At 67.7% G+C, this 21573-nt stretch carries 19 protein-coding genes, 3 tRNA genes, 1 other RNA gene and 1 pseudogene; 8 read left to right on the forward strand and 16 right to left on the reverse strand.

Features of this window, described 5'->3' with window-relative positions; genetic code table 11:
* Nucleotides 1-20: 20 nt before the first annotated feature.
* The 4 genes from ilvC to CJZ82_RS02630 form a co-directional block, all read right to left on the reverse strand.
* Complete coding sequence (gene ilvC, locus CJZ82_RS02615) at nt 21-1016, reverse strand: ketol-acid reductoisomerase (protein WP_094554251.1); 996 nt, start codon at nt 1014-1016, stop codon at nt 21-23.
* Between the two features lie 50 nt (nt 1017-1066).
* Nucleotides 1067-1669 (reverse strand): ATP-dependent Clp protease proteolytic subunit, encoded by a 603-nt coding sequence (locus tag CJZ82_RS02620; RefSeq protein WP_094554252.1) that lies wholly within the window; start codon nt 1667-1669, stop codon nt 1067-1069.
* Between the two features lie 82 nt (nt 1670-1751).
* Nucleotides 1752-2426, reverse strand: coding sequence for an ATP-dependent Clp protease proteolytic subunit (locus CJZ82_RS02625; protein ID WP_094554253.1), 675 nt, complete (start codon nt 2424-2426; stop codon nt 1752-1754).
* Nucleotides 2427-2458: 32 nt separating this feature from the next.
* A complete protein-coding gene (locus tag CJZ82_RS02630; protein WP_198949625.1) occupies nt 2459-3571 on the reverse strand; it encodes a PIN/TRAM domain-containing protein in 1113 nt (370 codons plus the stop codon).
* 141 nt (nt 3572-3712) lie between these two features.
* Here CJZ82_RS02630 and hemW point away from each other — a divergent pair, with 141 nt between their 5' ends.
* Entirely contained in the window at nt 3713-4939 is a 1227-nt protein-coding gene (hemW, locus tag CJZ82_RS02635; protein ID WP_094554255.1) for a radical SAM family heme chaperone HemW, read from the forward strand.
* On the opposite strand, the gene panB is transcribed toward hemW, so the two are convergent.
* Entirely contained in the window at nt 4836-5678 is an 843-nt protein-coding gene (gene panB, locus CJZ82_RS02640; protein ID WP_094554400.1) for a 3-methyl-2-oxobutanoate hydroxymethyltransferase, read from the reverse strand. The genes hemW and panB overlap by 104 nt on opposite strands.
* Nucleotides 5679-5724: 46 nt before the next feature.
* Between panB and ffs the strand changes: the two genes are divergently transcribed.
* An RNA gene (gene ffs / locus CJZ82_RS02645) (signal recognition particle sRNA small type) lies at nt 5725-5821 on the forward strand.
* Between the two features lie 43 nt (nt 5822-5864).
* Here the strand turns inward: ffs and ftsZ are convergent.
* From ftsZ to miaB, 5 genes are all read right to left on the reverse strand, one after another.
* A complete protein-coding gene (gene ftsZ, locus CJZ82_RS02650; protein ID WP_094554401.1) occupies nt 5865-6971 on the reverse strand; it encodes a cell division protein FtsZ in 1107 nt (368 codons plus the stop codon).
* 213 nt (nt 6972-7184) lie between these two features.
* Complete coding sequence (locus tag CJZ82_RS02655; protein WP_094554256.1) at nt 7185-8024, reverse strand: cell division protein FtsQ/DivIB; 840 nt, start codon at nt 8022-8024, stop codon at nt 7185-7187.
* Entirely contained in the window at nt 8021-8431 is a 411-nt protein-coding gene (locus CJZ82_RS02660; protein ID WP_094554257.1) for a hypothetical protein, read from the reverse strand. Before CJZ82_RS02660 ends, CJZ82_RS02655 begins: the two co-directional genes overlap by 4 nt.
* Complete coding sequence (locus CJZ82_RS02665) at nt 8428-9549, reverse strand: D-alanine--D-alanine ligase family protein (protein WP_094554258.1); 1122 nt, start codon at nt 9547-9549, stop codon at nt 8428-8430. The genes CJZ82_RS02660 and CJZ82_RS02665 overlap by 4 nt, the downstream gene beginning before the upstream one ends.
* Nucleotides 9550-9599: 50 nt before the next feature.
* Nucleotides 9600-11024: a tRNA (N6-isopentenyl adenosine(37)-C2)-methylthiotransferase MiaB gene (miaB, locus tag CJZ82_RS02670; RefSeq protein ID WP_094554259.1), complete on the reverse strand. Its 1425-nt coding sequence runs from the start codon at nt 11022-11024 to the stop codon at nt 9600-9602.
* A 34-nt stretch (nt 11025-11058) separates the two neighbouring features.
* Between miaB and CJZ82_RS02675 the strand changes: the two genes are divergently transcribed.
* The gene (locus tag CJZ82_RS02675; RefSeq protein ID WP_094554260.1) at nt 11059-12180 is read left to right on the forward strand and encodes a dipeptide epimerase; all 1122 of its coding nucleotides are present in this window, start codon (nt 11059-11061) and stop codon (nt 12178-12180) included.
* A 71-nt stretch (nt 12181-12251) separates the two neighbouring features.
* Nucleotides 12252-13142 (forward strand): annotated as a pseudogene (locus tag CJZ82_RS02680) (DUF1611 domain-containing protein); the annotation flags it as partial.
* A 92-nt stretch (nt 13143-13234) separates the two neighbouring features.
* Here the strand turns inward: CJZ82_RS02680 and CJZ82_RS02685 are convergent.
* Nucleotides 13235-13307 (reverse strand) — tRNA-His (locus CJZ82_RS02685).
* Nucleotides 13308-13349: 42 nt separating this feature from the next.
* Between CJZ82_RS02685 and CJZ82_RS02690 the strand changes: the two genes are divergently transcribed.
* The 3 genes from CJZ82_RS02690 to CJZ82_RS02700 are packed head-to-tail and all read left to right on the forward strand — an operon-like array spanning nt 13350 to nt 16664.
* Entirely contained in the window at nt 13350-13799 is a 450-nt protein-coding gene (locus CJZ82_RS02690) for a DUF4359 domain-containing protein (protein ID WP_233129991.1), read from the forward strand.
* Nucleotides 13793-15124, forward strand: a complete 1332-nt coding sequence (locus CJZ82_RS02695; RefSeq protein ID WP_233129992.1) for an amidohydrolase family protein — start codon at nt 13793-13795, stop codon at nt 15122-15124. The genes CJZ82_RS02690 and CJZ82_RS02695 overlap by 7 nt, the downstream gene beginning before the upstream one ends.
* Before the next feature lie 52 nt (nt 15125-15176).
* Nucleotides 15177-16664: an FAD-binding oxidoreductase gene (locus CJZ82_RS02700; RefSeq protein ID WP_094554261.1), complete on the forward strand. Its 1488-nt coding sequence runs from the start codon at nt 15177-15179 to the stop codon at nt 16662-16664.
* A 5-nt stretch (nt 16665-16669) separates the two neighbouring features.
* On the opposite strand, the gene CJZ82_RS02705 is transcribed toward CJZ82_RS02700, so the two are convergent.
* From CJZ82_RS02705 to murA, 5 genes are all read right to left on the reverse strand, one after another.
* The gene (locus CJZ82_RS02705) at nt 16670-17302 is read right to left on the reverse strand and encodes a pentapeptide repeat-containing protein (protein ID WP_094554404.1); all 633 of its coding nucleotides are present in this window, start codon (nt 17300-17302) and stop codon (nt 16670-16672) included.
* Nucleotides 17303-17340: 38 nt separating this feature from the next.
* On the reverse strand, nt 17341-18519 hold the full coding sequence (locus tag CJZ82_RS02710) for a folylpolyglutamate synthase/dihydrofolate synthase family protein (protein ID WP_233129993.1): 1179 nt from the start codon (nt 18517-18519) through the stop codon (nt 17341-17343).
* A 44-nt stretch (nt 18520-18563) separates the two neighbouring features.
* Nucleotides 18564-19769: an aspartate aminotransferase family protein gene (locus tag CJZ82_RS02715; RefSeq protein ID WP_094554263.1), complete on the reverse strand. Its 1206-nt coding sequence runs from the start codon at nt 19767-19769 to the stop codon at nt 18564-18566.
* 80 nt (nt 19770-19849) lie between these two features.
* Nucleotides 19850-19931, reverse strand: a tRNA-Leu gene (locus CJZ82_RS02720).
* A gap of 32 nt (nt 19932-19963) precedes the next feature.
* Nucleotides 19964-21265 carry a UDP-N-acetylglucosamine 1-carboxyvinyltransferase gene (murA, locus tag CJZ82_RS02725; RefSeq protein ID WP_094554264.1) on the reverse strand — a complete coding sequence of 434 codons (1302 nt, stop codon included), beginning with the start codon at nt 21263-21265 and terminating at the stop codon, nt 19964-19966.
* Nucleotides 21266-21461: 196 nt separating this feature from the next.
* Here murA and CJZ82_RS02730 point away from each other — a divergent pair.
* Nucleotides 21462-21545 (forward strand) — tRNA-Leu (locus CJZ82_RS02730).
* The last annotated feature ends 28 nt before the right edge of the window (nt 21546-21573 follow it).

A 21573-nucleotide genomic window follows, 5' to 3' on the forward strand; every position in this document is an offset into this window, starting at 1 on the left:
GGCCGCCTATTGAGCCGTGATCAGGAGGCCTTGAGCCAGCTGAACATGGAACGCAGGCCCACGCCCACCTGCTCGACCGGATGGGCCGCATCGCGTTCGCGGGCCTTGTTCATCTCCGGCTTGCCGGCCTCGCATTCGGCCACGAAGTTGCGGGCGAACGTGCCGTCCTGGATGTCGGTGAGGATGCGCTTCATCTCCGCCTTGGTGTCGGCGGTGATCAGGCGTGGACCGCTCACGTAATCGCCGTACTCGGCGGTGTTGGAGATCGAATCGCGCATGGCGGTGAGGCCACCCTTGACCATCAGATCAACAATCAGTTTCACTTCGTGCAGGCACTCGAAGTAGGCCAGCTCGGGCTGGTAGCCCGCGTCCACCAGGGTTTCAAAGCCTGCCTTGACCAGTTCGCTCAGGCCACCGCAGAGCACCGCCTGCTCACCGAAGAGGTCCGTCTCGGTTTCTTCTTTGAAGTTGGTTTCCAGGATCCCGGCGCGGGTGCCACCGATCGCCTTGGCATAGGCCATCGCCAGGGCACGGGCGTGGCCGGAGGCGTCCTGCTCGATCGCGAACAGCGCCGGTACCCCCTGCCCGTTCTGGTACTCCCAGCGCACGGTGTGACCCGGCCCCTTGGGGGCGATCATCACCACGTCCACATCAGCCGGTGGCTTGATCAGCCCAAAGCGGATATTGAAGCCATGGGCGAAGCTCAGCACTTTGCCGGGCTTGAGGTGTGGTGCGATCTCGGCGTCGTAGACGGCCCTCTGGGTTTCATCGGGCAGCAGCACCATGATCCAATCGGCGCGTTCGGCGGCTTCGGCCACGCTCAGCACCTCAAGGCCATCAGCCCTGGCCTTCGCTGCTGAGCGGCTGCCTTCGTAGAGGCCCACCACCACGTTCACTCCGCTGTCCTTGAGGTTGAGCGCGTGGGCATGTCCCTGGGAGCCGTAGCCGATGATGGCCACCGTCTTGCCGTCGAGCAGGCTCAGATCGGCGTCTGAGTCGTAGAAGAGCTGGGCCATCCGGCGAATCGGGCAGGGCAAACAGCGACTTTACGGTCGCGCCTGACCGCTCAGGCTTCGCCGGGGTGGGAGATCACCCGGTCGATCAGGCCGTAGTCCTTGGCCTCAGCAGCGCTCAGGAAGTAATCGCGGTCGGTGTCCTTGGTCACCTTCTCAAGGCTCTGACCACACATGTCGGCCAGGCTCTGGTTGAGCATGTCCTTGATGCGCAGGATCTCGCGGGCCTCGATCTCGATGTCGCTGGCCTGGCGCTGGCTGGTGCCGCCCAGAGGCTGGTGAATCATGATCCGCGCGTGCGGCAGGGCCAGGCGCTTGCCCTTGGTGCCCGCAGCCAGCAGGAAGGCACCCATGCTGGCCGCCAGCCCCACACAGATGGTGATCACATCCGACTTGACGTACTGGATCGTGTCGTAGATCGCCAGCCCGGCCGTGACCGATCCGCCCGGAGAATTGATGTAGAGATAGATCGGCTTGCTGCTGTCGTCGGAATCGAGGTACAGCATCTGGGCGACAAGGCTGTTGGCGACGCTGTCGTTTACCTCAGAGCCGAGGAAGAGGATGCGCTCCACGCCGAGGCGGGTGTAGATGTCGACCCAGCGCTCGTACTGGCTGCCGGGCAGGCGATAGGGAACGCTGGGGGTGCCGATGGGCATGGCGGTGGGTGTGAAACGGGATGTTGACGAATGAAAGACGAGCCGCGAACTGGCTTGGATCAGCGAGCTCAGCGGGCCTGATTCAGACCGAGCCGGCCAGGGGGACCGGCAGAGGCTTCTGGCTGGTGAGGATCCGGTCGATCAGTCCGTACTCCAGCGCTTCCCTGGGCGTTAGGTAGGTCATGCGGTCGGAGTCCTTCGAGAGCTGCTCCACACTGCGCCCGGTGTTGTCGGAGAGCATCTCCAGCATGACCCTCTTGTTGTGCAGGACTTCCTGGGCGCGAATCTGAATGTCGCTGGCCTGGCCGCGGGCTCCGGAGCGGGGCTGGTGCAGCACGATCGAAGCGTGGGGGAGGGCGGCACGGTGACCCTTGGTACCCGCCGAGAGAATCATGGCGGCCGTGCCCATGGCCTGGCCGATGCAGATGGTGTGCACCGGTGGCTTCACGTACCGGATCGTGTCGCAGATGGCGAAGGCCTCGGTTTCGAAGCCGATGGCATCGCCTGAATACCAGCTGGTGCCGGTGGAGTTGATGTAGAAGAAGATCGGCTTCTCGGGATTGTCGAATTCGAGATAGAGGAGCTGGGCAATGATCAGCTCCGTCACATCGATCCCCATCTGACGCTTGGCTTCGTCGTCGGAGAAGAGGGGCAGACCGAGGTACACGATCCTCTCCTTCAGCATCAGCGACGGCAGATCGGGCGGCGGTGTGCGCATCACGGCGGAATCGCCGTAGTAAGGGGCCGACACCGACATCTGGAAACGCTCTACAGGGCCTGAAGTGGAGCCTAGCGGGGGCCAGCCGGCTGCTGGACCTGGGCGGGCTGTTTCGGCCCCTCCTGGTCGCAGCGGGCGAAAACCATGCGCCCAGCAGGGGTCTGGAGGGCGCCGGTCACGGTCACGGGCAGCCGCTGGCCGATGCGGGCCCGGGCGGATTCCACCACCACCATGGTGCCGTCCTCCAGGTAACCCACGCCCTGATTGGCCTCCTTGCCCTCGCGAACGATCTTGAGCTGCAGGGCGTCACCGGGCTGCACCTCGGGCCGCAGGGCGATCACCAGGGCGCTCAGGTTCATCACCTTGAGGGCCTGCACCTCAGCCACCTTGGCCAGGTTGTAGTCGGCTGTCAGCAGGGTGCCGCCGGTGTCGGCGGTGAGCTTGAGCAGCTTGTCGTCGGCGCCGTTGCCCTCGTAGCGGGTGCTGTTCACCACCAGGCGGCGGCCATAGGTTTCACGCAGGGCCGCCAGCAGGTTCAGGCCGCGCCGACCCTTGCCACGCTTCTCGGCATTGCCCGAATCGGCCAGCTGCTGCAGCTCATCGATCACAGCCTGGGCCACGATCACCTGGCCTTCCAGCAGTCCCGACTCCAGCAGGCCGCGGATTCGTCCGTCGATGATCACGCTGGTATCAAGAATCTTGGCGGTGGCCGGCTGCAGAACCCCGTCGGCGACCAGCAGCGCCTCGGTGCTGGAAGGGTTGAACAGTCGCAGCAGTGTGCGCCCGTGAACCTCGGCGAGGTTGTAACCCAACACACCGAAGAACACGTTGCTCAACACCGCCGCCAGCGGCTTCACGAAAATCACTTCCCAGGGCAGCGGCAGCAGCAGGATCGGTGCCAGCAGCAGGTTGGCCACCAGCAGACCCAGGATCAGCCCCACCGCGCGGCTCACCAGAAGATCGGTGGGCATCGAGCGCACCTGACGCATCAGGCGCCGCCGCAGCAGCTGGAAGAAGAATCCGGCCAGCAGCCCGAAGAAGGCCCCGAAGCCGCCCAGCACCCAGCGCAGGCCCTCGAGGTTGGTCACCTCGATCAGCAGGTTCTCCGGCAGCAGATCCACCCCCAGCCAGCCGGTGGCTGCGCCGGAGATCAGGAACAGCAGCAGGATGATCGGGTCCACCATGAATGGGTTGTGTACTGCCTGGGACCGGGAACTCGCAGCATGGCTGATCCCACTCCATCTGGCTGGGAAAGGTATCCGTACATTTGCCTACGGACATGTGGCGAAACCTGAAGGCGACCGCGCCCAAGTCCACGCCAGCCCGTGACCGCACCCCGCGCCGCCTACCTCCACATCCCCTTCTGCCAACGCAGGTGCCTCTACTGCGATTTCGCGGTGGTGCCACTGGGGGACCATGCCGACGGGGCCAATTCCGGCTCGATCGCCGCCTATCTGCCCCTGCTGCAGGCTGAGATCGCCGCCAGCCCGAACCCTGCGCCGCTCTCCACCGTCTACATCGGAGGTGGCACCCCCTCGCTGCTCACTCCCCGGCAGATGGAGGGGGTTCTCGATGGCCTGCGGCAGCGATTCGGCTTCGCCCCCGGGGCTGAGATCACCCTGGAGATGGATCCGGCCAGCTTTGATCGTCCGCGGCTGGAGGGGATGCTGGCTCTGGGCATCAATCGGGTGAGTCTGGGGGGACAGAGTTTCGATGACGGGGTGCTGGAGCGACTGGGGCGCCGCCATCGCCGCCAGGACCTGCTCCAGGCCGCCGGCTGGCTGCGCGAGGCCCTGGCCGCCGGTGATCTGGCCAGCTGGAGTCTGGATCTGATCCAGGGGCTTCCCGAGCAGGATCTGTCCCACTGGCGGCAGCAGCTGCTGCAGGCCCTGGAACTGGGGCCGCCCCATCTCTCCGTCTACGACCTGATCGTGGAGCCCGGCACCGTGTTCGAGCGCCTGCAGCAGCGCGGGCAGCTGCCCCTGCCGGATCCGGATCTGGGGGCCGACCTGATGGACCTCACCGGGGAGCAGCTGCGCAGCGCCGGCTACGGCCGCTACGAGATTTCCAACTACGCCCTGCCGGGGCATGCCTCCCGTCACAACCGCGTTTACTGGAGCGGGGCCGGTTGGTGGGGTTTCGGCCTGGGGGCCACGTCGGCTCCTTACGGACAGCGCCTGGCCAGGCCCCGCACCCGTGAGGCCTATGCCGCCTGGCTGCAGAGCAGAGCGGCCAGCCCGCCGGCAGGGCGGCCGCCGTTCGATGAGTGGCTGATGGTGGGTCTGCGCCGGCGCGAAGGGGTGAACCTGGAGCGGCTCGCCCGGGCCGCGGGTCTGAGTACCGCTGGCTGTGCGTCGTTGCATGCCTCGATGGCCCCCTGGCGCGAGCGTGGCCTGCTGCTGGTGGAGGGACGGCGCTGGCGGCTGGCGGATCCCCGGGGGCTGGCTCTCAGCAATGCGGTGCTGAGGGAGCTGCTGGCCTGGTGGGATGACCATCAACCTCAAGAGGTGCCTCTGCCTCTGGCCGGGTCGCCGATTGCAGCCAGCCCCTGAGGGCGTCCACGCAGAGCTCGCGGCCCGCCAGCAGCGGCGCACTGAAAGGAGGTTGGCTTGGGGTCAGGCCCAGCAGGTCCGCCGTGACCCGTACCTGGCCGTCGCAGTCGTCGCCGGCGCCGATCCCGATCACCGGAATGGCCAGCTGCCGGCGCAGGCTGCCGGCCAGATCCGCCGGCACGTGTTCCAGCACCAAAGCGAAGCAGCCGGCGGCCTCCAGATCCAGCGCCTGGCGCCGCAGGCGCTCCTGGCTGATCGGGTCCCTGGCCTGGCGCCGGTAGCCCAGCCGGTGCACCGACTGGGGAGTCAAGCCGAGGTGGCCCATCACCGGGATCCCGCTGCGCACCAGCCGGTCGATCACGGCCACGGTTTCCGGCTCACCCCCCTCCAGCTTCACGGCGGCCGCCGCGCTTTCCTTGAGCACCCGCCCAGCTGCAGCAACCGCCTGATCAGTGCCGCACTGGTAGCTGAGGAAGGGCAGATCGCAGATCAGCAGCGGTTGCTGGCCCAGGGGCCGCCGCAGTCCCCGGGCCACGGCCTGGGTGTGGCCGATCATCTCCGCCAGGGTCACCGGCAGGGTTGTGGCATGGCCGAGCACCACCATCGCCAGGGAGTCGCCCACCAGCACCACCTCGGCACCGGCCTCCTCCACCAGCGCCCCTGAGAGGGCATCCCAGGCGGTGAGCATCAGGATCGGCCGCCCCGCCTGTTTGCGGGCCACCAGATCACGGGGTCTCAGGGGCACGGGCAGAAACCTCTCGGGCTTCCATTGCTACCATTGACCAGACTCGGACCCACGCGGCCCGGACGCCCAAATCTGGTCAGGACCGGAAGGGAGCAGCCACACGGGATGCTCCAGGCAGGCGTGGACTCCGGGTCACCCTCTTCAAAACCTGGAGCCTTCAGGCCTGGTCGCGCTGCCCGATCAGGGGTTGCTGGAGCGGCTCTGGCGGTTGAGCAGGAAGGGAGGGATCTTGGCGCCGCGCTGCTCTGCTTCGGCTTCGGAGTGGGTCAGCTCGGGGCTGGCGGCAAATTTCTCGCGTGGGCGCTCGGTGCGGTAAATGCTGCCCGCCTCGAAACCGGTGGCGATCACAGTCACGTGGATCTCACCTTCGAGCTTCTCATCCACAACTGCGCCCACAATGATGTTGGCGTCGGGGTCGACCACGTCGTAGATCACCTCGGAGGCGGTGGTCATGTCCTCGAGGGTCATGTCCTTGCCGCCGCTGATATTGATCACGCAGCCCTTGGCCCCGTCGATTCGGGCGGCTTCCAGCAGAGGGCTGCTGATGGCGGCCTGTGCAGCTTCCACGGCCCGTGAGCGGCCAGAGCCCACGCCGATGCCCAGCAGGGCTGTGCCTGCAAGGGTCATGACCGAGCGCACATCGGCAAAGTCAACGTTGACCAGGCCAGGACGGGTGATGATGTCGCTGATTCCCTTGACGCCCTGTCGCAGCACGTCGTCGGCGGCTCGGAAGGCCTCCTGCAGGGGCGCACCGGAGATGGCATCACGCAGGCGATCGTTGGGGATCACGATCAGCGTGTCGACGTGCTCCGCCAGCCGGGCAATGCCTTCCTCGGCCTGCTTCATGCGCTTACGTCCTTCAAAGCTGAAGGGTTTGGTGACGATGCCCACGGTGAGGGCACCGCATTCCTTGGCCACCTCCGCGAGGATCGGAGCCGCTCCGGTGCCGGTGCCGCCCCCCATGCCGGCGGCGATGAACACCAGGTCGGCTCCCTCGAGGGCGCTCTGCAGGTCGTTGCGGGATTCTTCGGCCGCCTTCTGACCGATCATGGGGTTGCCGCCAGCCCCAAGGCCCCGGGTGAGCTTCTGGCCGAGCTGCACCCGCCGCTGGGCGGCCGATTGCAACAGAGCCTGGGCGTCGGTGTTCAGCACCCAGTAGCCGACGCCTTCGAGATCCGAGGCGATCATCCGATTGACGGCGTTGCTGCCGCCACCTCCAACGCCGATCACCTCGATCCTGGCGCTCTGGCTGGGAACAATGCCGTTACTGGAGGGCGAGGAGGTCAATGGGGATCCGAGTAAGGCGTCTTGTGGGATGGGGAAGATTCCTGCGGTGAGCTGGCCGCCCGGGGAACCGTTGGCACTCATCTCGGGCAGCATTATGTCGGTGGAGGGCTGAGGAAATCCTGTGCGATGCGGCACTTTTGCGTGAAATCGATTTTCTCGCAATGCTCCGGTGAGGGTTTGCGCTCCATTTGGGAGTCCCACTCCCCTGGCGCATCAGTCCACTCCTTGCCCTGCTCGTTTCGGCTGAGCGGAATCGACCGCCGGAGCCGGCAGCCCCAGTTCGGGTTGGTTGGGGTCGCTCAGATCGATGGAGCGCACCCCCTGGCCCTTGACCTGCTTCGGCAGTTCTCCGGACAGATAACGCAACACATAGAGGCGGCGGGCGAGGTCGCCGTCAGGGCCACCGAGCTTGACCTCTCCCAGAGTGCCGGTGCTCAGAAAGAGGGTGCCGTCCGGTTCGAATCGGATCGTCTGGAGCGGACTGCCCAGGTCGTTGCGGCGGCCGATGAGCTGCACGATGGTGGGCTTGAACCGGTCCTGCCAGCCCTGCACACGGATCGCCGTTTCGGGCTGGCTACCGCTGGACCCGATGGTCGTCTGACTGATGCTTATCCAGTTGCCCAGGCGGTCGATGTAGCCCTGCTCGTTCCCACTGGCTGTGCGGCGCTCAGCCCGCGCCACCAACTTTCGGTCCATAAGCTCAATGCGCAGGCGGGGCGGCAGGATCAGGCGCTGCACCGTCACCTGTTCCACCGGCAGGGCGCCCAGGAGTTCGGAGCGCAGCCGCCGGGGGTCGAGGGTCAGCAGGGGCATGGGGAAGCGCAGTTCGGCTGCGGTGATCACCTGCTCACGGCTCACCCGTTCGCTGCCGCTCACCTCCACCTGGGACGGGCCGCTAAGGCTCCAGCCCTGGCGCAACAGTCCGTAGCCAAGGCCCGCGGCTGCCGCTGAGAAGACCACAAGCCTCCAGAAGTTGCGAAGGCGTTCCTGCCGGCGCTGCAACCGCAGCTGCCGCCGTCTTTCAACCCCTGGCGCCAGAGGACCGGGACTCACAGCTCACAACGGGATCGGGCCATCAGCTCATCCATCCAGCTCCGGGCTCGCTCGGCATCGGAGAAGGGCAGGTCCTTTTGCTGGCCATCTCCCACCAGCCGAACACGGCAGCTGCCCTGGCTTTCTTCAGTGAGGGGAGCATCACCTGATCCCAGTGACATCAGCTCCAGCAGTTCGAGCTTGCTGATGACAAACGATCCCTGGGGCTTGAGCACCCCGGCCTCAAAGGTGCTCCATGTCAGGACCCCATCGGCGAGCCGCGCCGCACCGCAGCCATCGAGTTTCGAGAGTTCCGAGCCGGCTGCCCAGTCGCGGAACAGTCGTTGACGGCGCCGCTCTAGCCAGCCGAGGGCCGTGAGCAGCACAAAAACCACCAGCAGGGGCAGCCAGAGCAAGCCGTGACTCATTCCGCCAGGTCCTCTCGAGATGATTCACCATCCCATTCTCCCGCGCTCTCCACCAACTGGTGCACGAGGTCGGCCAGTGGCACCCCGCTGGCGGCCCACAGCATCGGATACATGCTCTGGCTGGTGAAGCCGGGCATGGTGTTGATCTCGTTCAGCCAGAGCCGCTGCGCCGCTTCGTCGTAGAAGAAATCCACCCGCGCCAGCCCCTCGGCCGCCACGGCGGCACAGGCCTGAAGCGCCATGGCGCGCAGGCTCTCGCTCACGACCTCGGGCAGCTCGGCGGGGATCACGGTGGAGCTCAGCCCTGCGGTGTATTTCGTCTCGTAGTCGTACCAGTCAGCTGAAAACTGGATCTCCCCCACCACTGAGGCCTGGAGGCCGCCCCGGCCTCCAGGCCCGTGACCGAGCACGGCACACTCCAGTTCCCTGGCCGTGACCCCCTGCTCCACCACCAGCCGTGGATCGAGGTCAGCAGCCAGTTCAAGCCCCTGCAACAGGGAGGCGCGGTCGCTGGCCTTGCTGATGCCCACCGAGGAGCCCATGTTGGCCGGCTTGACGAAGCAGGGGTAGCCCAGATCGCTCTCCAGGCGCTGCAGAAGCCCCTCCGGGTCCTGGCGCAGGTCTGTTGCCTGAACGCCGGCGTAGGGCACCTGGGGCAGGCCTGCGGCGGCGAAGGCGGCCTTCATGGCCTGTTTGTCCATGCCGAGGGCCGAGCCGAGCACGCCAGAGCCCACGAAGGGCACCTGCATCAAGGTGAACAGGCCCTGGATGGTGCCGTCCTCGCCGTTGGGCCCGTGCAGCACCGGAAACCACACGTCAACGCCAGCGGCCTGGGGTGGAAGGCCCTTGAAGCCAGGTCCCTCCAGGGGCCGATGAGTTGCGGTGTCGAGCAACTGCTCGTCGGAGGCCGGTTCACCGCTGGAGAGAACGGTCTCGGCCAGCTCTGGGCCCCACCAGCGGCCCTGGCGATCGATGTAGAAGGGCCGAACCAGATAGCGCAGGCGGTTCTCGTCGTCCCTGAGGCCTGCCACCACGGTGATGGCCGAGCGGATCGAGACAGCGTGCTCATCGGATGCCCCCCCGAACACCAGGCCGACGCAGCGGAGGGAGCTGGGCATGGGGTCGGTCAGATCCGGATCGGCGCCAAACGTATCAGCGCCACCACGTCTCAGCCCACCGCAACGCCGGTGAGGGAGAAGGCGCGCACCTCCTCGATCCTCACGTTCACCAGATCCCCCGGCCGGATGGCGCCGCCCTGGAGTTCGCTGTTATGGCTGGACGGGTCCCTGGCGGGGAAGAACGTCAGCCGATTGGTGCGCGTGCGGCCCATGCACTGGCTGGGATCACGGGGGTTGCTGCCTTCCACCAGCACCTGCTCGATCCGCCCCCGGTAACGCTCACTGCGCAGGCGGGCTGTGCGCTCCACCAGGGCGTTGATCTCCTGGAGCCGATCCACCTTAACGGCCTCGCTCAGCTGATCGGGCCAGTCGGCTGCAGGGGTATGGGGCCTGGGCGAGTAGGCGGCGGTGTTCACCTGGTCGAAGCCGATCTCCTCAATCAGCGCAAAGGTGCGCCGGTACTGGGCTTCGGTTTCGCCGGGGAAGCCCACGATCACATCGGCGCTGATCGCCGCATCGGGCATGCGACTGCGGATGCGCTCGAGAATGCGCCGGTACCGCTCCACCGTGTAGCCGCGTGCCATCGCCTTGAGCACGTCGTCATCACCGCTCTGGAAGGGGATGTGGAAGTGCTCGCACAGCTTGGGCAGCTCGGCGCAGGCCTCGATCAGGCGCTCGGTGAAGTAGCGGGGATGGCTGGTGGCGAAGCGGATCCGCTCGATCCCCTCCACGTCGTGGACGTGCTGGAGCAGGTCAGTGAGGGTGTGCTGACGGCGGCCCTCCGGGGTGATGCCGGGCAGGTCGCGGCCATAGGCATCGATGTTCTGGCCCAGCAGGGTGACCTCCTTGAATCCGCGCTCCGCCAGCCCCTCCATCTCCAGCCGGATCGCCTCGGGGCGACGGCTCTGTTCGGCGCCACGCACCGAGGGAACAACGCAATAGGTGCAGCGCTCGTTGCAGCCGTAGATCACGTTCACCCAGGCGCAGACCTGGGAATCGCGGCGGGCGGTGGTGATGTCTTCAAGGATGTGGTGCTCACCAGTGGCCACCACCTGCTGACCGCTGGCCACCTGCTCCAGCAGGGTGCCCAGCCGGTTGGCGTGCTGGGGACCCATCACCAGGTCGAGTTCGGGCACCCGCCGCAGCAGCGACTCTCCCTCCTGCTGGGCCACGCAACCAGCCACCACCAGGGTGAGATGGGGGTTGGTTCGTTTGCGCTGGGCCTGACGGCCCAGGTAGCTGTAGACCTTCTGCTCAGCGTTGTCGCGAATCGTGCAGGTGTTGTAGAGCACCAGATCAGCGCTGTGCTCATCGCTTCCGGGCTGGTAGCCCATGCTTTCGAGGATTCCGGCCATGCGCTCGGAATCGGCTTTATTCATCTGGCAGCCGAAGGTGGTGATCCAGTAGCTGCCGCCCCGCCCAGTCAGTGCTGGGGCCGATGCTGTGGCACTCGCCGTTGTGGTGGTAACGCTCATCCCACAAGTTTCGACCATGGCCGAAACTTGTGGGATGCAGGTTCGTCTTCACTGGATCACGCTTACCAAAGCGGTGCCCCTGGCGATCAGCCGGGGCACCACGGCATCGGTGCGGCGGCTGGTGGTCGAGCTGGAGCACGAGGGGCTGGTGGGTCGCGGCGAAACCGGCGGCTTCGAGACCGGTCACCGGGCCTATGCCATCGAGGCGGTCGCGGCGGAGCTGGAAACCCTGCTGGCGCGCTTCGCCTCAGCCGAGGGTCTGGCCCTCGGCGATGACCTGCCGGCCTTTCAGGCCCTCGAGCCCTGGCTGACCCCGCTGTCGCCACCGGCCCGCTGCGCCATCGACCTGGCCCTGCACGACTGGTGGGGCCAGAAGCTGGGCCAGCCCCTCTGGCGCCTCTGGGGCCTGGATCGGGCCGCCTGCAGTCCCACCAGCGTCACCCTCGGCCTGGGCGAGGTGGAGCGGGTGCTCGCCAGGCTGGATCTGTGGCAGGAGCGCCTGGGCTGCTGGCCCCAGCGGGTGAAACTCAAGCTGGGCAGTCCTGATGGCCCAGCCCACGACCGTGCCCTGGTGTTGGCGGTGGGGCGGCGGCTGCAGGAGCAGGCCGGAACGGTCAGTGAGCTGCAGGTGGATGCGAATGGCGGCTGGGACCTGGCCACCGCTCAGCAGCTGATCCCCTGGCTGGCGGAGCAGGGGGTGGTGCTGGTGGAGCAGCCGCTGCCCGCCCAGCTCGACCCCGACGCCGATGCAGCCAGCTTCGAGGCCCTCGATCTGAGCTGCCCGATTCCCCTGGTGGCCGATGAGAGCTGCTGGAACCTGGCCGACCTGCTGCGCCTTGCCCCCCACGTGGATGCGGTCAACATCAAGCTGCTCAAGAGTGGCGGCCTCACGGAGGCCCTGCTGATGGCCCAGACCGCACGGAGCCTCGGGCTTGATCTGATGCTGGGCTGCTACTCCGACAGCGCCCTGCTCAACGGGGCTGCCTCCCAGCTGCTGCCGCTGGTGCGCTGGCCCGACCTCGACAGCCACCTGAACCTGATCGACGACCCCTTCGAGGGCCCCGAGCTCCAGGGCGACAGGCTGTTGCCCTCCTCTCGTCCCGGGCTTGGGGTGATTGAGTCCTCAGATCCCGCTGCAGCGGCTGCCCCGTGCTGAGCGCCGATGCGCCCGTGGTGCTGCTGCTCCACGGCGGCCTCGACAACCTTTCGGGCAAGACGGGCCTGGCGATGTTGCGCTACCGGCACGGTCCTGTGGTGGCCGTGGTGGATCCGGCCCATGCCGGCGCTGAGCTGGAGGCCATCTCCGGCATCTCCCGATCGGTGCCCATCGTGGCCGACCTCAACGCCGCACTGGCTTTCCGGCCGGAGGTGGCGGTGGTGGGGCTGGCCCCATCCGGTGGGCAGCTGCCGCCGGAGCTGAAGGCTGATCTGGCCGCTGCCCTGCGGGCCAGGCTTCACCTGGCGAGTGGTCTGCATACCCCCCTGGCCTCCGATCCGGAGCTGGCTGCCTTGCGGGGTCCTGGGCAGTGGATCTGGGATCTGCGTCAGGAGCCCCCTGGCCTGCAGGTGGCCGCGGCCCGTGCGGCAGATCTGCCCGGCGAGCGGCTGCTGGCGGTGGGCACCGACATGGCCGTGGGCAAGATGAGCGCCTGCCTGGAGCTCACAGCGGCCGCCCGCAGGGCGGGGCTGGATGGCCGGTTCGTCGGCACCGGCCAGGCCGGCATTCTGATCAGCGGCAGGGGCGTCCCCCTGGATGCCGTTCGTGTCGACTATGCAGCCGGTGCAGTGGAGCGTGCCCTGCTGGAGGCGGCCTCTGACCCAGCCTGCACCGAGGAGAGCCTGTTATTCGTGGAGGGTCAGGGCTCCCTCTGCCATCCCGGCTCAACAGCCACCCTGCCCCTGATCCGCGGCAGCCAGCCGACGGCACTGCTGCTGGTCCATCGGGCTGGCCAGAGCCATGTGAACAAGCATCCCCAGGTGGCGGTACCACCCCTGTCAGAGCTGATCGGCGTTTTGGAGGGGTTGGCGGCCCTTGGCCGGCCCATGGGCACTCCACCGCCCCGGGTGAGAGCCGTGGCCCTGAACACCGCTGGATTGGCGGAGGACAGCGCGGCCAGGGCCTGTGGAGCCATCAGCGACTCCCTGGGGCTCCCCTGCGCCGATCCGGTAAGAGATGAGCCAGCAGCCGATCGACTGCTGGCTTCAATGAGGGCGAGCGAGGGGATTCGAACCCCCGGATGGCGGCACCACAAGCCGCTGCCTTAACCACTTGGCGACGCCCGCCGTGGTCTTTGCCAATGTATCAAGCAGCCTTGCACCCTCGCCTTGCGGCCCGCCCCTTCAGTTCGCCTTGCCCGCTGGTCCTCCGCTCTGGCCGTGGCGGGAGGGGTAAGCGGGGTTGCCCTGGTCTTCACCAATCCCGGGCTGGATGAGTTCGAGAGCTTCGCGGGTGACCAGCTGGCTGAACTGGCGGTTGAGGAGGTGTGCGTCAATCGCCTGCCGATGCCCCTCAAGCTGGCGATCCAGAACTGTCCTGAGTTGGTTCGCAGTCAGCACAAGGTGCTCGGTGACCTGGCCCGGCGTAGCACTGGGCGGCAGAACTTCGGACTGTTCAGCGTCTACCGCACCCAGATTGGAGGCCCTTCGGTGCTGCCGTTTCTCGAGCTTCCTGTGTATCGCGTGCTCACGGTGGCGGCCGCCGGGCGCTTCAAGATCCTGAACACCTCCAGCGACAACGACCCAGAAAGCGCCTCAGCCGATCGTGGGCCGTGGTGAGCGCGGTTGAGTCGCTGCCGCCGCTGCTGCTGCCGCGTGCCCTGATCGATCCCCAGCGCCGTGATCTGCCCCCGGCGGATGCGGCTGGCCTGGTGGCCGTGCGTCTGATCCATCAGCATGGGCGGATCACGGCGATCGAGACCCATCTCCGCGGCGATGGGGAGCAGTTGCCCCTGGCACTGACCCCCCTGGTGGAGCCCCATGCCCACCTCGACAAGGCCTTCAGCTGGGAGCGGCACCCGAACCCGGCGGGCACGATGAAAGGGGCTCTGGCGGCCAACTTGGCCGAGCACCAGGAACGCAACCTCGAGCAGGTGTTGGAGCGGGGTGAGCGAGCCCTGGAGCGGGCCTGGCGCTACGGCCTGAGAGCCGTGCGCAGCCACATCGACAGCCTCGGTCCCGGTGCCGAGCCGGGATGGGAGGGATTGCTGCAGCTGCAACGCCGCTGGGCGCCACGGCTGGCGCTGCAGCTGGTGGCTCTGGTGCCGGTGCAGCACTGGGGCACGGCCGCGGGAGGCGCCCTGGCCCGCCGGCTCGTCAGCCGCGGTCCGCGGGGATCGGTGCTGCTGGGGGGTGTGCTGGGCGCCCCCATGGCCCCCAGCGGTGCCGATGGCGAAGGGCTGCTGGCCCTGCTCCAGCTGGCCGACAGCCTGGGAGCCCCGGTGGATCTGCACGTCGATGAAAGCGGCGAGGGGGGCGGGGCGGGAGTGGCCCTGGTAGCCAGGCTGGTGCGGCGGCACCGCATCGGCGTGCCGGTCACCTGCAGCCACAGCTGCTCGATGTCGCAGTTGAGGGCACCGCGCCTGAACCGGCTCGCCGAGGCAATGGCGGACGCGTCCCTTTCGGTGGTGGCCCTGCCCCCAACCAACCTCTGGCTGCTGGGACATCACGCTCAAGACACCCCGGCCATCCGGCCCCTGGCCCCGATCCGCCAGCTGCAGCGCGCCGGCGTCACGGTGGCGGTGGGGGGCGACAACGTCCAGGACTCCTGGCATCCGGGTGGGGATTTCGATCCACTGGAGCTGCTGCGCTTCTGCCTGCCGGCGGCCCATCTGGCTCCCTGGCAGCGGCAGGGGCTGGCTCCGTTCACCACCTCCGCCTCCCGCTTGATGGGTCTGGAGTGGGACGGGGTGCTGCGCCCCGGGGCACCCGCTGATCTGGTGGTGATCGCCGCCGGCAGCTGGAGTGAGCTGCTGGCCCGCTCTCCCCAGCGGCGGGTGCTGCGCGCTGGCCAGTGGCTGCCGGCCCCGGCGCCGCCGCAGCTGGCAGCACAGCTGGAGATGATGGCTGGAGGCGATGGCCGCGGCTATGCCCAGCGGGGCTGAGTAGACCGGACGGAGGTGAGGCCCCTGCCTGCCGTTCGCCGCTTCGGTCGCTTTGCCCCTCGATCCAGTCACCAGGCCCCCTGCCCCGGCCATTGCCACCCAGCTGCCAGACGATCTTCCAGCGCCGCCCACGCAAGCCCAGCTGGAGGCTCTGGTGGCCGAGCTGAGTTCCGTGGCCGCCTCCTCTGCCGGGGAAGCCGGCAAGGGTCTGGTGCTGATTCGCGCCGGGTCTGAGCTGGAGCGGCTCTCCCGGGATTTCTTCAGCTACTCCCCGGTGCTGACGCCCCTGCTGCAGGACAGGCTGGCCCAGCTGGTGGTCAAGGCCAGCAGCACCGAGCAGGTGCAGCTGGTGGCAGGAGCCTGCGCCCGTCATCGGGTGCCGATCACGCTGCGGGGAAGTGGCACCGGCAACTACGGCCAGTGCGTCCCCCTGGCCGGGGGGGTGGTGCTCGACCTCAGCGGTCTCAACCAGGTGCGGCAGCTGGATCCCCTCAGTGGGGTGCTGACCGCGGAGGCGGGCTGCCTGCTGGCCGACCTGGAGCAGCAGCTCGCTCCCCATGGGCGGGAGTTGCGCCTCACCCCCAGCACCCGCCGCAGCGCCAGTCTGGGAGGGTTCATCGCCGGCGGCTCCGGCGGCATCGGCTCGGTGCGCTGGGGCTTTCTGCGCGACCCCGGCCATCTGCTGGGGCTCGAGGTGGTCACGGTGGAGCCGGAGCCAAGGCTGCTGCAGCTCGATGCCAGCGCCAGTGCCCCTCTCAACCATGCCTACGGCAGCAACGGAATTCTCACGGCGGTGAGCGTGGCCACAGCCGCGGCGGTGGCCTGGCAGCAGCTGGTGATCGACTTCAGCAGCTGGAAGGCAGCGGTTGCGGCGATCCGCGCCCTCCCCGCCACGGCCATGGTCCTGAACGGCCTCTGCCTGCTGGAAGCGGCGGTTGCGAGGAATCTGCCCTGTCCGGGGGGGCATGGCCAGCCTCCGGATGGAAGCTCAGCACCCACCCTTTGCCCACCGGCCGATGGCCATCGCCTGCTGCTGCTGGCTGCACCCGATGCCCTGCCGGCGCTGGAGCCGCTGCTTGGGGCGATGGGCGGGCGGCTGGTCTGGCAGGCGCCGGAGCGGGGATGCCGCGGCGTGCCCCTGCGGGAACTCTGCTGGAACCACACCACCCTGCACATGCGTGCCCATGACCCCGGCTGGACCTACCTGCAGATGCTTCTTCCCCAACCGGAGCTCCCGGCGCTCGAAGCCCTCAAGCAACGCTGGGGGGATGATCTGCTCTGGCATCTTGAAGCCGTGCGCCAGCAGGGTTGCCAGCGGTTGGCAGCCCTGCCTCTGGTGCGCTGGCGCGGCCCCGAGGCTTTGCTGGAGCTGATGGAGCAGGCGCGGCAGCTTGGGGCCTTGCTGTTCAACCCCCATGTGCTCACGGTGGAGGACGGGGGCCTGGGGGTGATCGACGCCGATCAGGTGGCGGCCAAGTACGCCCATGACCCGGCTGGTCTGCTCAACCCAGGCAAGTTGCGGGGCTGGAGCGAACGCTGAATGGCCTAAGGACAGTCGAGGCTGAGGCGGGTGCTGACTCCCGTGGTGGGATTGGTGCCCCGGGCCCGGCGGCAGAGGACGCGCTGATCGGAGCGATCAAGTAGGGCGTCGCTGAAGTCGGCGTCATCGATCACGGCATCACTGAAGCTGCTGCCGGCGGCGATCACGCCCCGCAGCAGGGCTCCGCTCAGGTCGGTGCCGGTGAAATCAGTCCGGTCCATCAGGGCATCGGAGAGGTCGGCGCCGCTGAAATCGGAGCGCAGAAAGGAGGCCTGGGTGAGGATCGCCCCGTGAAGATCCGCGCCACTGAAATCGGCATCCCGGGCGGTCACCCCGGCGAAGGAGCTGTTGGCCAGCTGCTGCCCGCTGAAATCCTTGCCGTCCTGATTGGTGAGGGTGTAATCGACCCGCTCCTGAGCCAGGGCAAGATCCTGTACTCCCCCCATTCCTGCGCCGGACTCAAGGGCGATTGCGGCAGAGATCCAGGGGCCGCCCAGCAGTGAGATCGCGAGCAGGGCCAGCGCCATAGAAGTCAGAGCCCCCGGCCAGCCGCGCCGCTGGCGTCGGTGGTGGAGTTGGTGCTGGTGGATCTGGTCGTGCATACCCCGGGGCTTGATCAGGCGCGTGGCATGGGTCATGACGCTGCTGCGGGGTGCGCTCTCCACTCTCTCCCGGATCACCCCGATTCCTGGAGGCTGCCTGAACGGATCAGGGCACCGATCAGGTAAAGAGATCCCGCCACGACCACCGTCCGTCCGCCGGCACTGGCTGTGGCGGCGCCGAGTGCCTCAGTCAGCGAGGCGCTCGCCTCCAGGCGTCCGCTCAGCTCGGGTGCCGCTGCCAGCAGCGCCTCCAGGCTCCAGCAGGGATGCTCAGGCACCGGGACCAGCCAGGCCCGATCGGATGGGGCCAGCAGGGCCCGGACCATCGCCGGCGCCGGCTTGTTGGCCAGCACCCCCAGCACCCAGCAGCGTCGGTGCTCGGCGGCCTCGGCCTGATCCAGTTCCCGGCGCAGGGCCTGGATCGCCGGCAGGTTGTGGGCACCATCCAGCAACAGGGGCTGCCCCTGCCAGAGCACCGGTTGCAGCCGTGCCGGCCAGCGGGCGTTTTCGAACCCCTCAACGATCGCCTGATCGGGGATTCTCCAGCCCCGCTGGCGCAGGGCACGCACCAGGCCGAGGGCCACGGCTGCGTTGTGGCGCTGGACCAGGCCGGGCAGACCACTCCGCCAGCGCAGGTGGCCGGCCACCAGATCCCCTCCGTTCGTGCTGAGCGGGTCGACCCAGAGCAAGGTGCTGCCGCTTTCAACTGCGCGCCGGCGCAGCACGTAAGCGGCCTCTGGCTCCTGGGGGCCGCTCACTGCCAGGCTGCCTGGGCTCAGGATCCCCGCCTTCTCCGCGGCGATGGCCGCGATGGTGGAGCCGAGCACCTCCGCATGGTCCATGCCGATCGCGGCGAATCCCAGCACCTGGCGCTCGGGATGGACGGTGGTGGCATCCAGCCTTCCCCCCAGACCCACCTCCAGCACCACCAGATCGAGGCCGGCGTCGGCGAAGGCCTGGAAGGCCGCCAGGGTCACCAGCTCGAAGGGGGTGAGATCGTGGCGGCGGGCCAGGGGCTGCAGGTCGCTCAGCAGCCTGCGCAGGGCTGGGGCGGAGATCGGTTGGTCCCCCAACCGGATCCGCTCGCACCAACTCACCAGGTGAGGAGAGGTGTAAAGCCCGGCGTGCAGGCCACTGGCCAGCAGGGCCGCGTGCACCAAGGTGCAGATGGATCCCTTGCCGTTGGTGCCCGCCACCTGCACCGCCGCAAAGCGGCGCTCGGGATGGTCCAGGTCCGCCAGGGCGCTGCGCATCCGATCCAGGCCCAGATCAACGCCACGGCGGCTGAACGGCTCGATCAGGTCGGCGAATGAATCGATGGCTCCTCAAGGATCGACAGCAGGGCCTGCTCCAGGAGCGCCACGGCCTGGCGAAGCTGGCGGGGCTTGATCACCAGGGGTGGCACCAGCCGCACCACCCTTGGACCGGCGGGAACCACCAGCAACCCCTTCTGGATCGCCGAGAGCACGATCTGGGGGGCGGTGGGTGCTTCCGGGCGCAACACCAGGCCCTGGAGCAGGCCCCAGCCGCGCACCCCCTCCAGGAGCTGGGGGTGTCGGCTCACCAGCTCAGCCAGCAACTGCAGCAGCAGCTCGCCCATCCGCTGCACGTGGGGCACCAGCAGTCGCCGCTCCAGCTCCTGGGCCACGGTGAGGGCGGCACGACAGGCCAGGGGGTTGCCCCCGAAGGTGCTGGCGTGGTCGCCGGGACGGAAGTGATCGAAGGCCTGCTTCACGGCCAGGGCGCCAATCGGGAAGCCCCCGCCCAGCCCCTTGGCCGTGGTGAAGGCATCAGGTTCGACGCCCAGCTTTTCGTAGCCCCAGAGGCAACCGCTGCGGCCCATGCCGATCTGCACCTCATCGAAGATCAGCAGGATGCGGTGCTGGTCGCAGAGCTGGCGCACCCGCTGGAAGAAGGCGGGATCGCCGGGGTTGACGCCCCCTTCTCCCTGCAGGGGCTCCAGCATCACGGCTGCCACGCGGGGACCGTCGGCTTCGCTGCGGCTCAGCAGCTCTTCAAAGGCGGAGGTGTCGTTGTAGGGGAAAAAGTGAAACCCCTCCACCATCGGCTCGAAGCCCTGGTGGTACTTGGGTTGGCCGGTGGCGCTCACGGTGGCGAGGGTGCGGCCATGAAAACTGGCCTGGGCCGTGAGGATCAGCGGGCGCTCGATTCCGCGGACCTGATGGCCGTGCTTACGAGCCAGCTTGATGGCGGCTTCATTGGCTTCGGCGCCGGAATTGCAGAAGAAGACGCGATCGGCGCAGCTGCGCCCCACGATCCAGCGGGCCAGATCCTCCTGCTCGGGGATCCGGTAGAGGTTGGAGACGTGTTGAAGGCGGCCCAGCTGCTTGCTCAGAGCCCGGCGCATCACCCCATCGCTGTGGCCGAGGGTGCAAGTGGCAATCCCGGCGACACAGTCGAGGTAGCGGCGCCCCTGGCTGTCGCGCACCCACACCCCCCGGCCTTTGACAAGCTCCAGGGGCAGGCGGGCATAGGTGCCCATCACCGCTGAAAGCGGGGTGTGAGACACCGTCAGCGGAGTCTGCGACTCCGGGGCCGGCTGGCTGGCCCGTGGCAACGTGATGGGAGCGGTGGGACTTGAACCCACATGCCCGAGGGCGCTCGATTTTGAGTCGAGTCCGTCTACCAATTCCGGCACGCTCCCGCGGGAGTTAGCTTACTTGTGAAGGAAGAGGCTCATGGCTCCAGGCGCCGGATTGAGGCTCCGACCGCGTTGAGCTTGCCCTCGAAATCGGCGTAGCCCCGATCGAGGAACTCCAGGCCCTGAACGGTGGTGATGCCATCGGCGGCCAGGCCGGCCAGCACCATGGCGGCCGAGGCGCGCAGGTCGGTGCCCTGCACGGGAGCGCCGCTGAGGCGGGCCACCCCTTCCACCAGGGCGGTGTTGCCCTGCATGCGGATGTCGGCACCCATGCGCTGCAGCTCAGCCACGTGCTGAAGGCGGTTTTCGAAGATGTTCTCCACCACCATGCTCGTGCCCTGGGCGGTGGCCAGCACGCTCATGAACGGGGCCTGCAGATCCGTGGGGAAGCCGGGGAAGGGCTGGGTGCGCAGGTCCACGGCCTGGATGTGTGAGGCGCGCAGGGTCATGCCTTCCCCGTCGGGGATCAGTTCGCAGCCCGCATCGACCAGCTTGGTGAGCACGGCACCGAGGTGCTCGGGAATCACCGGGGTGACGCGCAGGGCGGAGCGGGTGATGGCAGCGGCCAGCAGGAAGGTGCCGGCTTCGATGCGGTCGGGGATCACGGCGTAATCGGCGCCGTGCATCCGCTCGACCCCATCAATGACGATCGTGGGGGTGCCGGCACCCAGGACTCGTCCGCCCATGGCGTTGAGCAGACCGGCCAGATCCACCACCTCAGGCTCGAGAGCTGCGTTCTCGATCACCGTTTCGCCATCGGCCAGGGCGGCCGCCATCATCAGAGTTTCGGTGGCGCCGACGCTGGGGCATTCAAGATGGATGCGTCCGCCGGTGAGCCTTTGGCTGCGGCCAGGAACTGCGGCCGAGACCACCCCATGCTCAATGCTCACCTGGGCACCAAGGGTCTTGAGGCCCTTGACGTGCTCGATCACGGGCCTGGAGCCGATCTTGCAGCCGCCTGGAAGGGGAACCTTGGCCATGCCCAGCCGGGCAAGCAGGGGGCCGATGCAGAAGAAGCTCGCCCGCAGGCTGTTCACCAGCTCGTAGGGGGGAGTCGATTGGCTCAGGTGGCTGGCATCGAGCTCAACCCAGTCTTGGCCCCGTCTGACGCGCACACCCAGCGCAGTGAGGATCTCGCCCATTCCGGCGATGTCGGTCAGGGGGGGGACGTTGGTCAGGCGCAGGGTGTCGCGACTGAGCAGGCAGGCTGCCATCAGCACCAGGGCGGAGTTCTTGGCTCCGCTGACCCGTACTTCGCCGGACAACCGTCGTCCACCCGTGATCTCCAACTGAGGCGCAACAATGGAGGTGGGTGTCGGTACGACGGTCAATGTCATGGCGCTCGGTCCGACTTTTGGTCCCAGAATCTTGACAACCAAGACCGCGACCGTCTAGGCGTCCGCCCGAGGAACTGTCATGGTTGGTAGCAACTCTGGCTGATCACCACGAGCCGCCTTCAGCCCAGGGCCCGGAGTCAGGAGGGGTCGGCCCTCCGTGATTTAAGATTTTCTGGTCGCTTTTGCGGCACTGCCAGCGGATGTGGCGGAATTGGTAGACGCGCTAGTTTCAGGTACTAGTGGCAGCAATGTCGTGGGAGTTCAAGTCTCCCCATCCGCACTTTCCACCAGTTCAGCCCACGCTCCCC

The organism is Synechococcus sp. 1G10 (assembly GCF_002252625.1).
Taxonomy (GTDB): domain Bacteria; phylum Cyanobacteriota; class Cyanobacteriia; order PCC-6307; family Cyanobiaceae; genus Regnicoccus_A.

Excerpts from the sequence above, each read along its gene's own strand:
- ilvC (WP_094554251.1), bottom strand. The coding sequence starts at position 1,016 with ATGGCCCAGCTCTTCTACGACTCAGACGCCGATCTGAGCCTGCTCGAC.
- CJZ82_RS02620 (WP_094554252.1), bottom strand. The coding sequence starts at position 1,669 with ATGCCCATCGGCACCCCCAGCGTTCCCTATCGCCTGCCCGGCAGCCAG.
- CJZ82_RS02625 (WP_094554253.1), bottom strand. The coding sequence starts at position 2,426 with ATGTCGGTGTCGGCCCCTTACTACGGCGATTCCGCCGTGATGCGCACA.
- CJZ82_RS02630 (WP_198949625.1), bottom strand. The coding sequence starts at position 3,571 with ATGGTGGACCCGATCATCCTGCTGCTGTTCCTGATCTCCGGCGCAGCC.
- CJZ82_RS02660 (WP_094554257.1), bottom strand. The coding sequence starts at position 8,431 with ATGAGTCACGGCTTGCTCTGGCTGCCCCTGCTGGTGGTTTTTGTGCTG.
- CJZ82_RS02665 (WP_094554258.1), bottom strand. The coding sequence starts at position 9,549 with ATGCCCAGCTCCCTCCGCTGCGTCGGCCTGGTGTTCGGGGGGGCATCC.
- miaB (WP_094554259.1), bottom strand. The coding sequence starts at position 11,024 with ATGAGCGTTACCACCACAACGGCGAGTGCCACAGCATCGGCCCCAGCA.
- CJZ82_RS02675 (WP_094554260.1), top strand. The coding sequence starts at position 11,059 with ATGCAGGTTCGTCTTCACTGGATCACGCTTACCAAAGCGGTGCCCCTG.
- CJZ82_RS02705 (WP_094554404.1), bottom strand. The coding sequence starts at position 17,302 with ATGACCCATGCCACGCGCCTGATCAAGCCCCGGGGTATGCACGACCAG.
- CJZ82_RS02710 (WP_233129993.1), bottom strand. The coding sequence starts at position 18,519 with ATGCGCAGCGCCCTGGCGGACCTGGACCATCCCGAGCGCCGCTTTGCG.
- CJZ82_RS02715 (WP_094554263.1), bottom strand. The coding sequence starts at position 19,769 with ATGGGCACCTATGCCCGCCTGCCCCTGGAGCTTGTCAAAGGCCGGGGG.
- murA (WP_094554264.1), bottom strand. The coding sequence starts at position 21,265 with ATGACATTGACCGTCGTACCGACACCCACCTCCATTGTTGCGCCTCAG.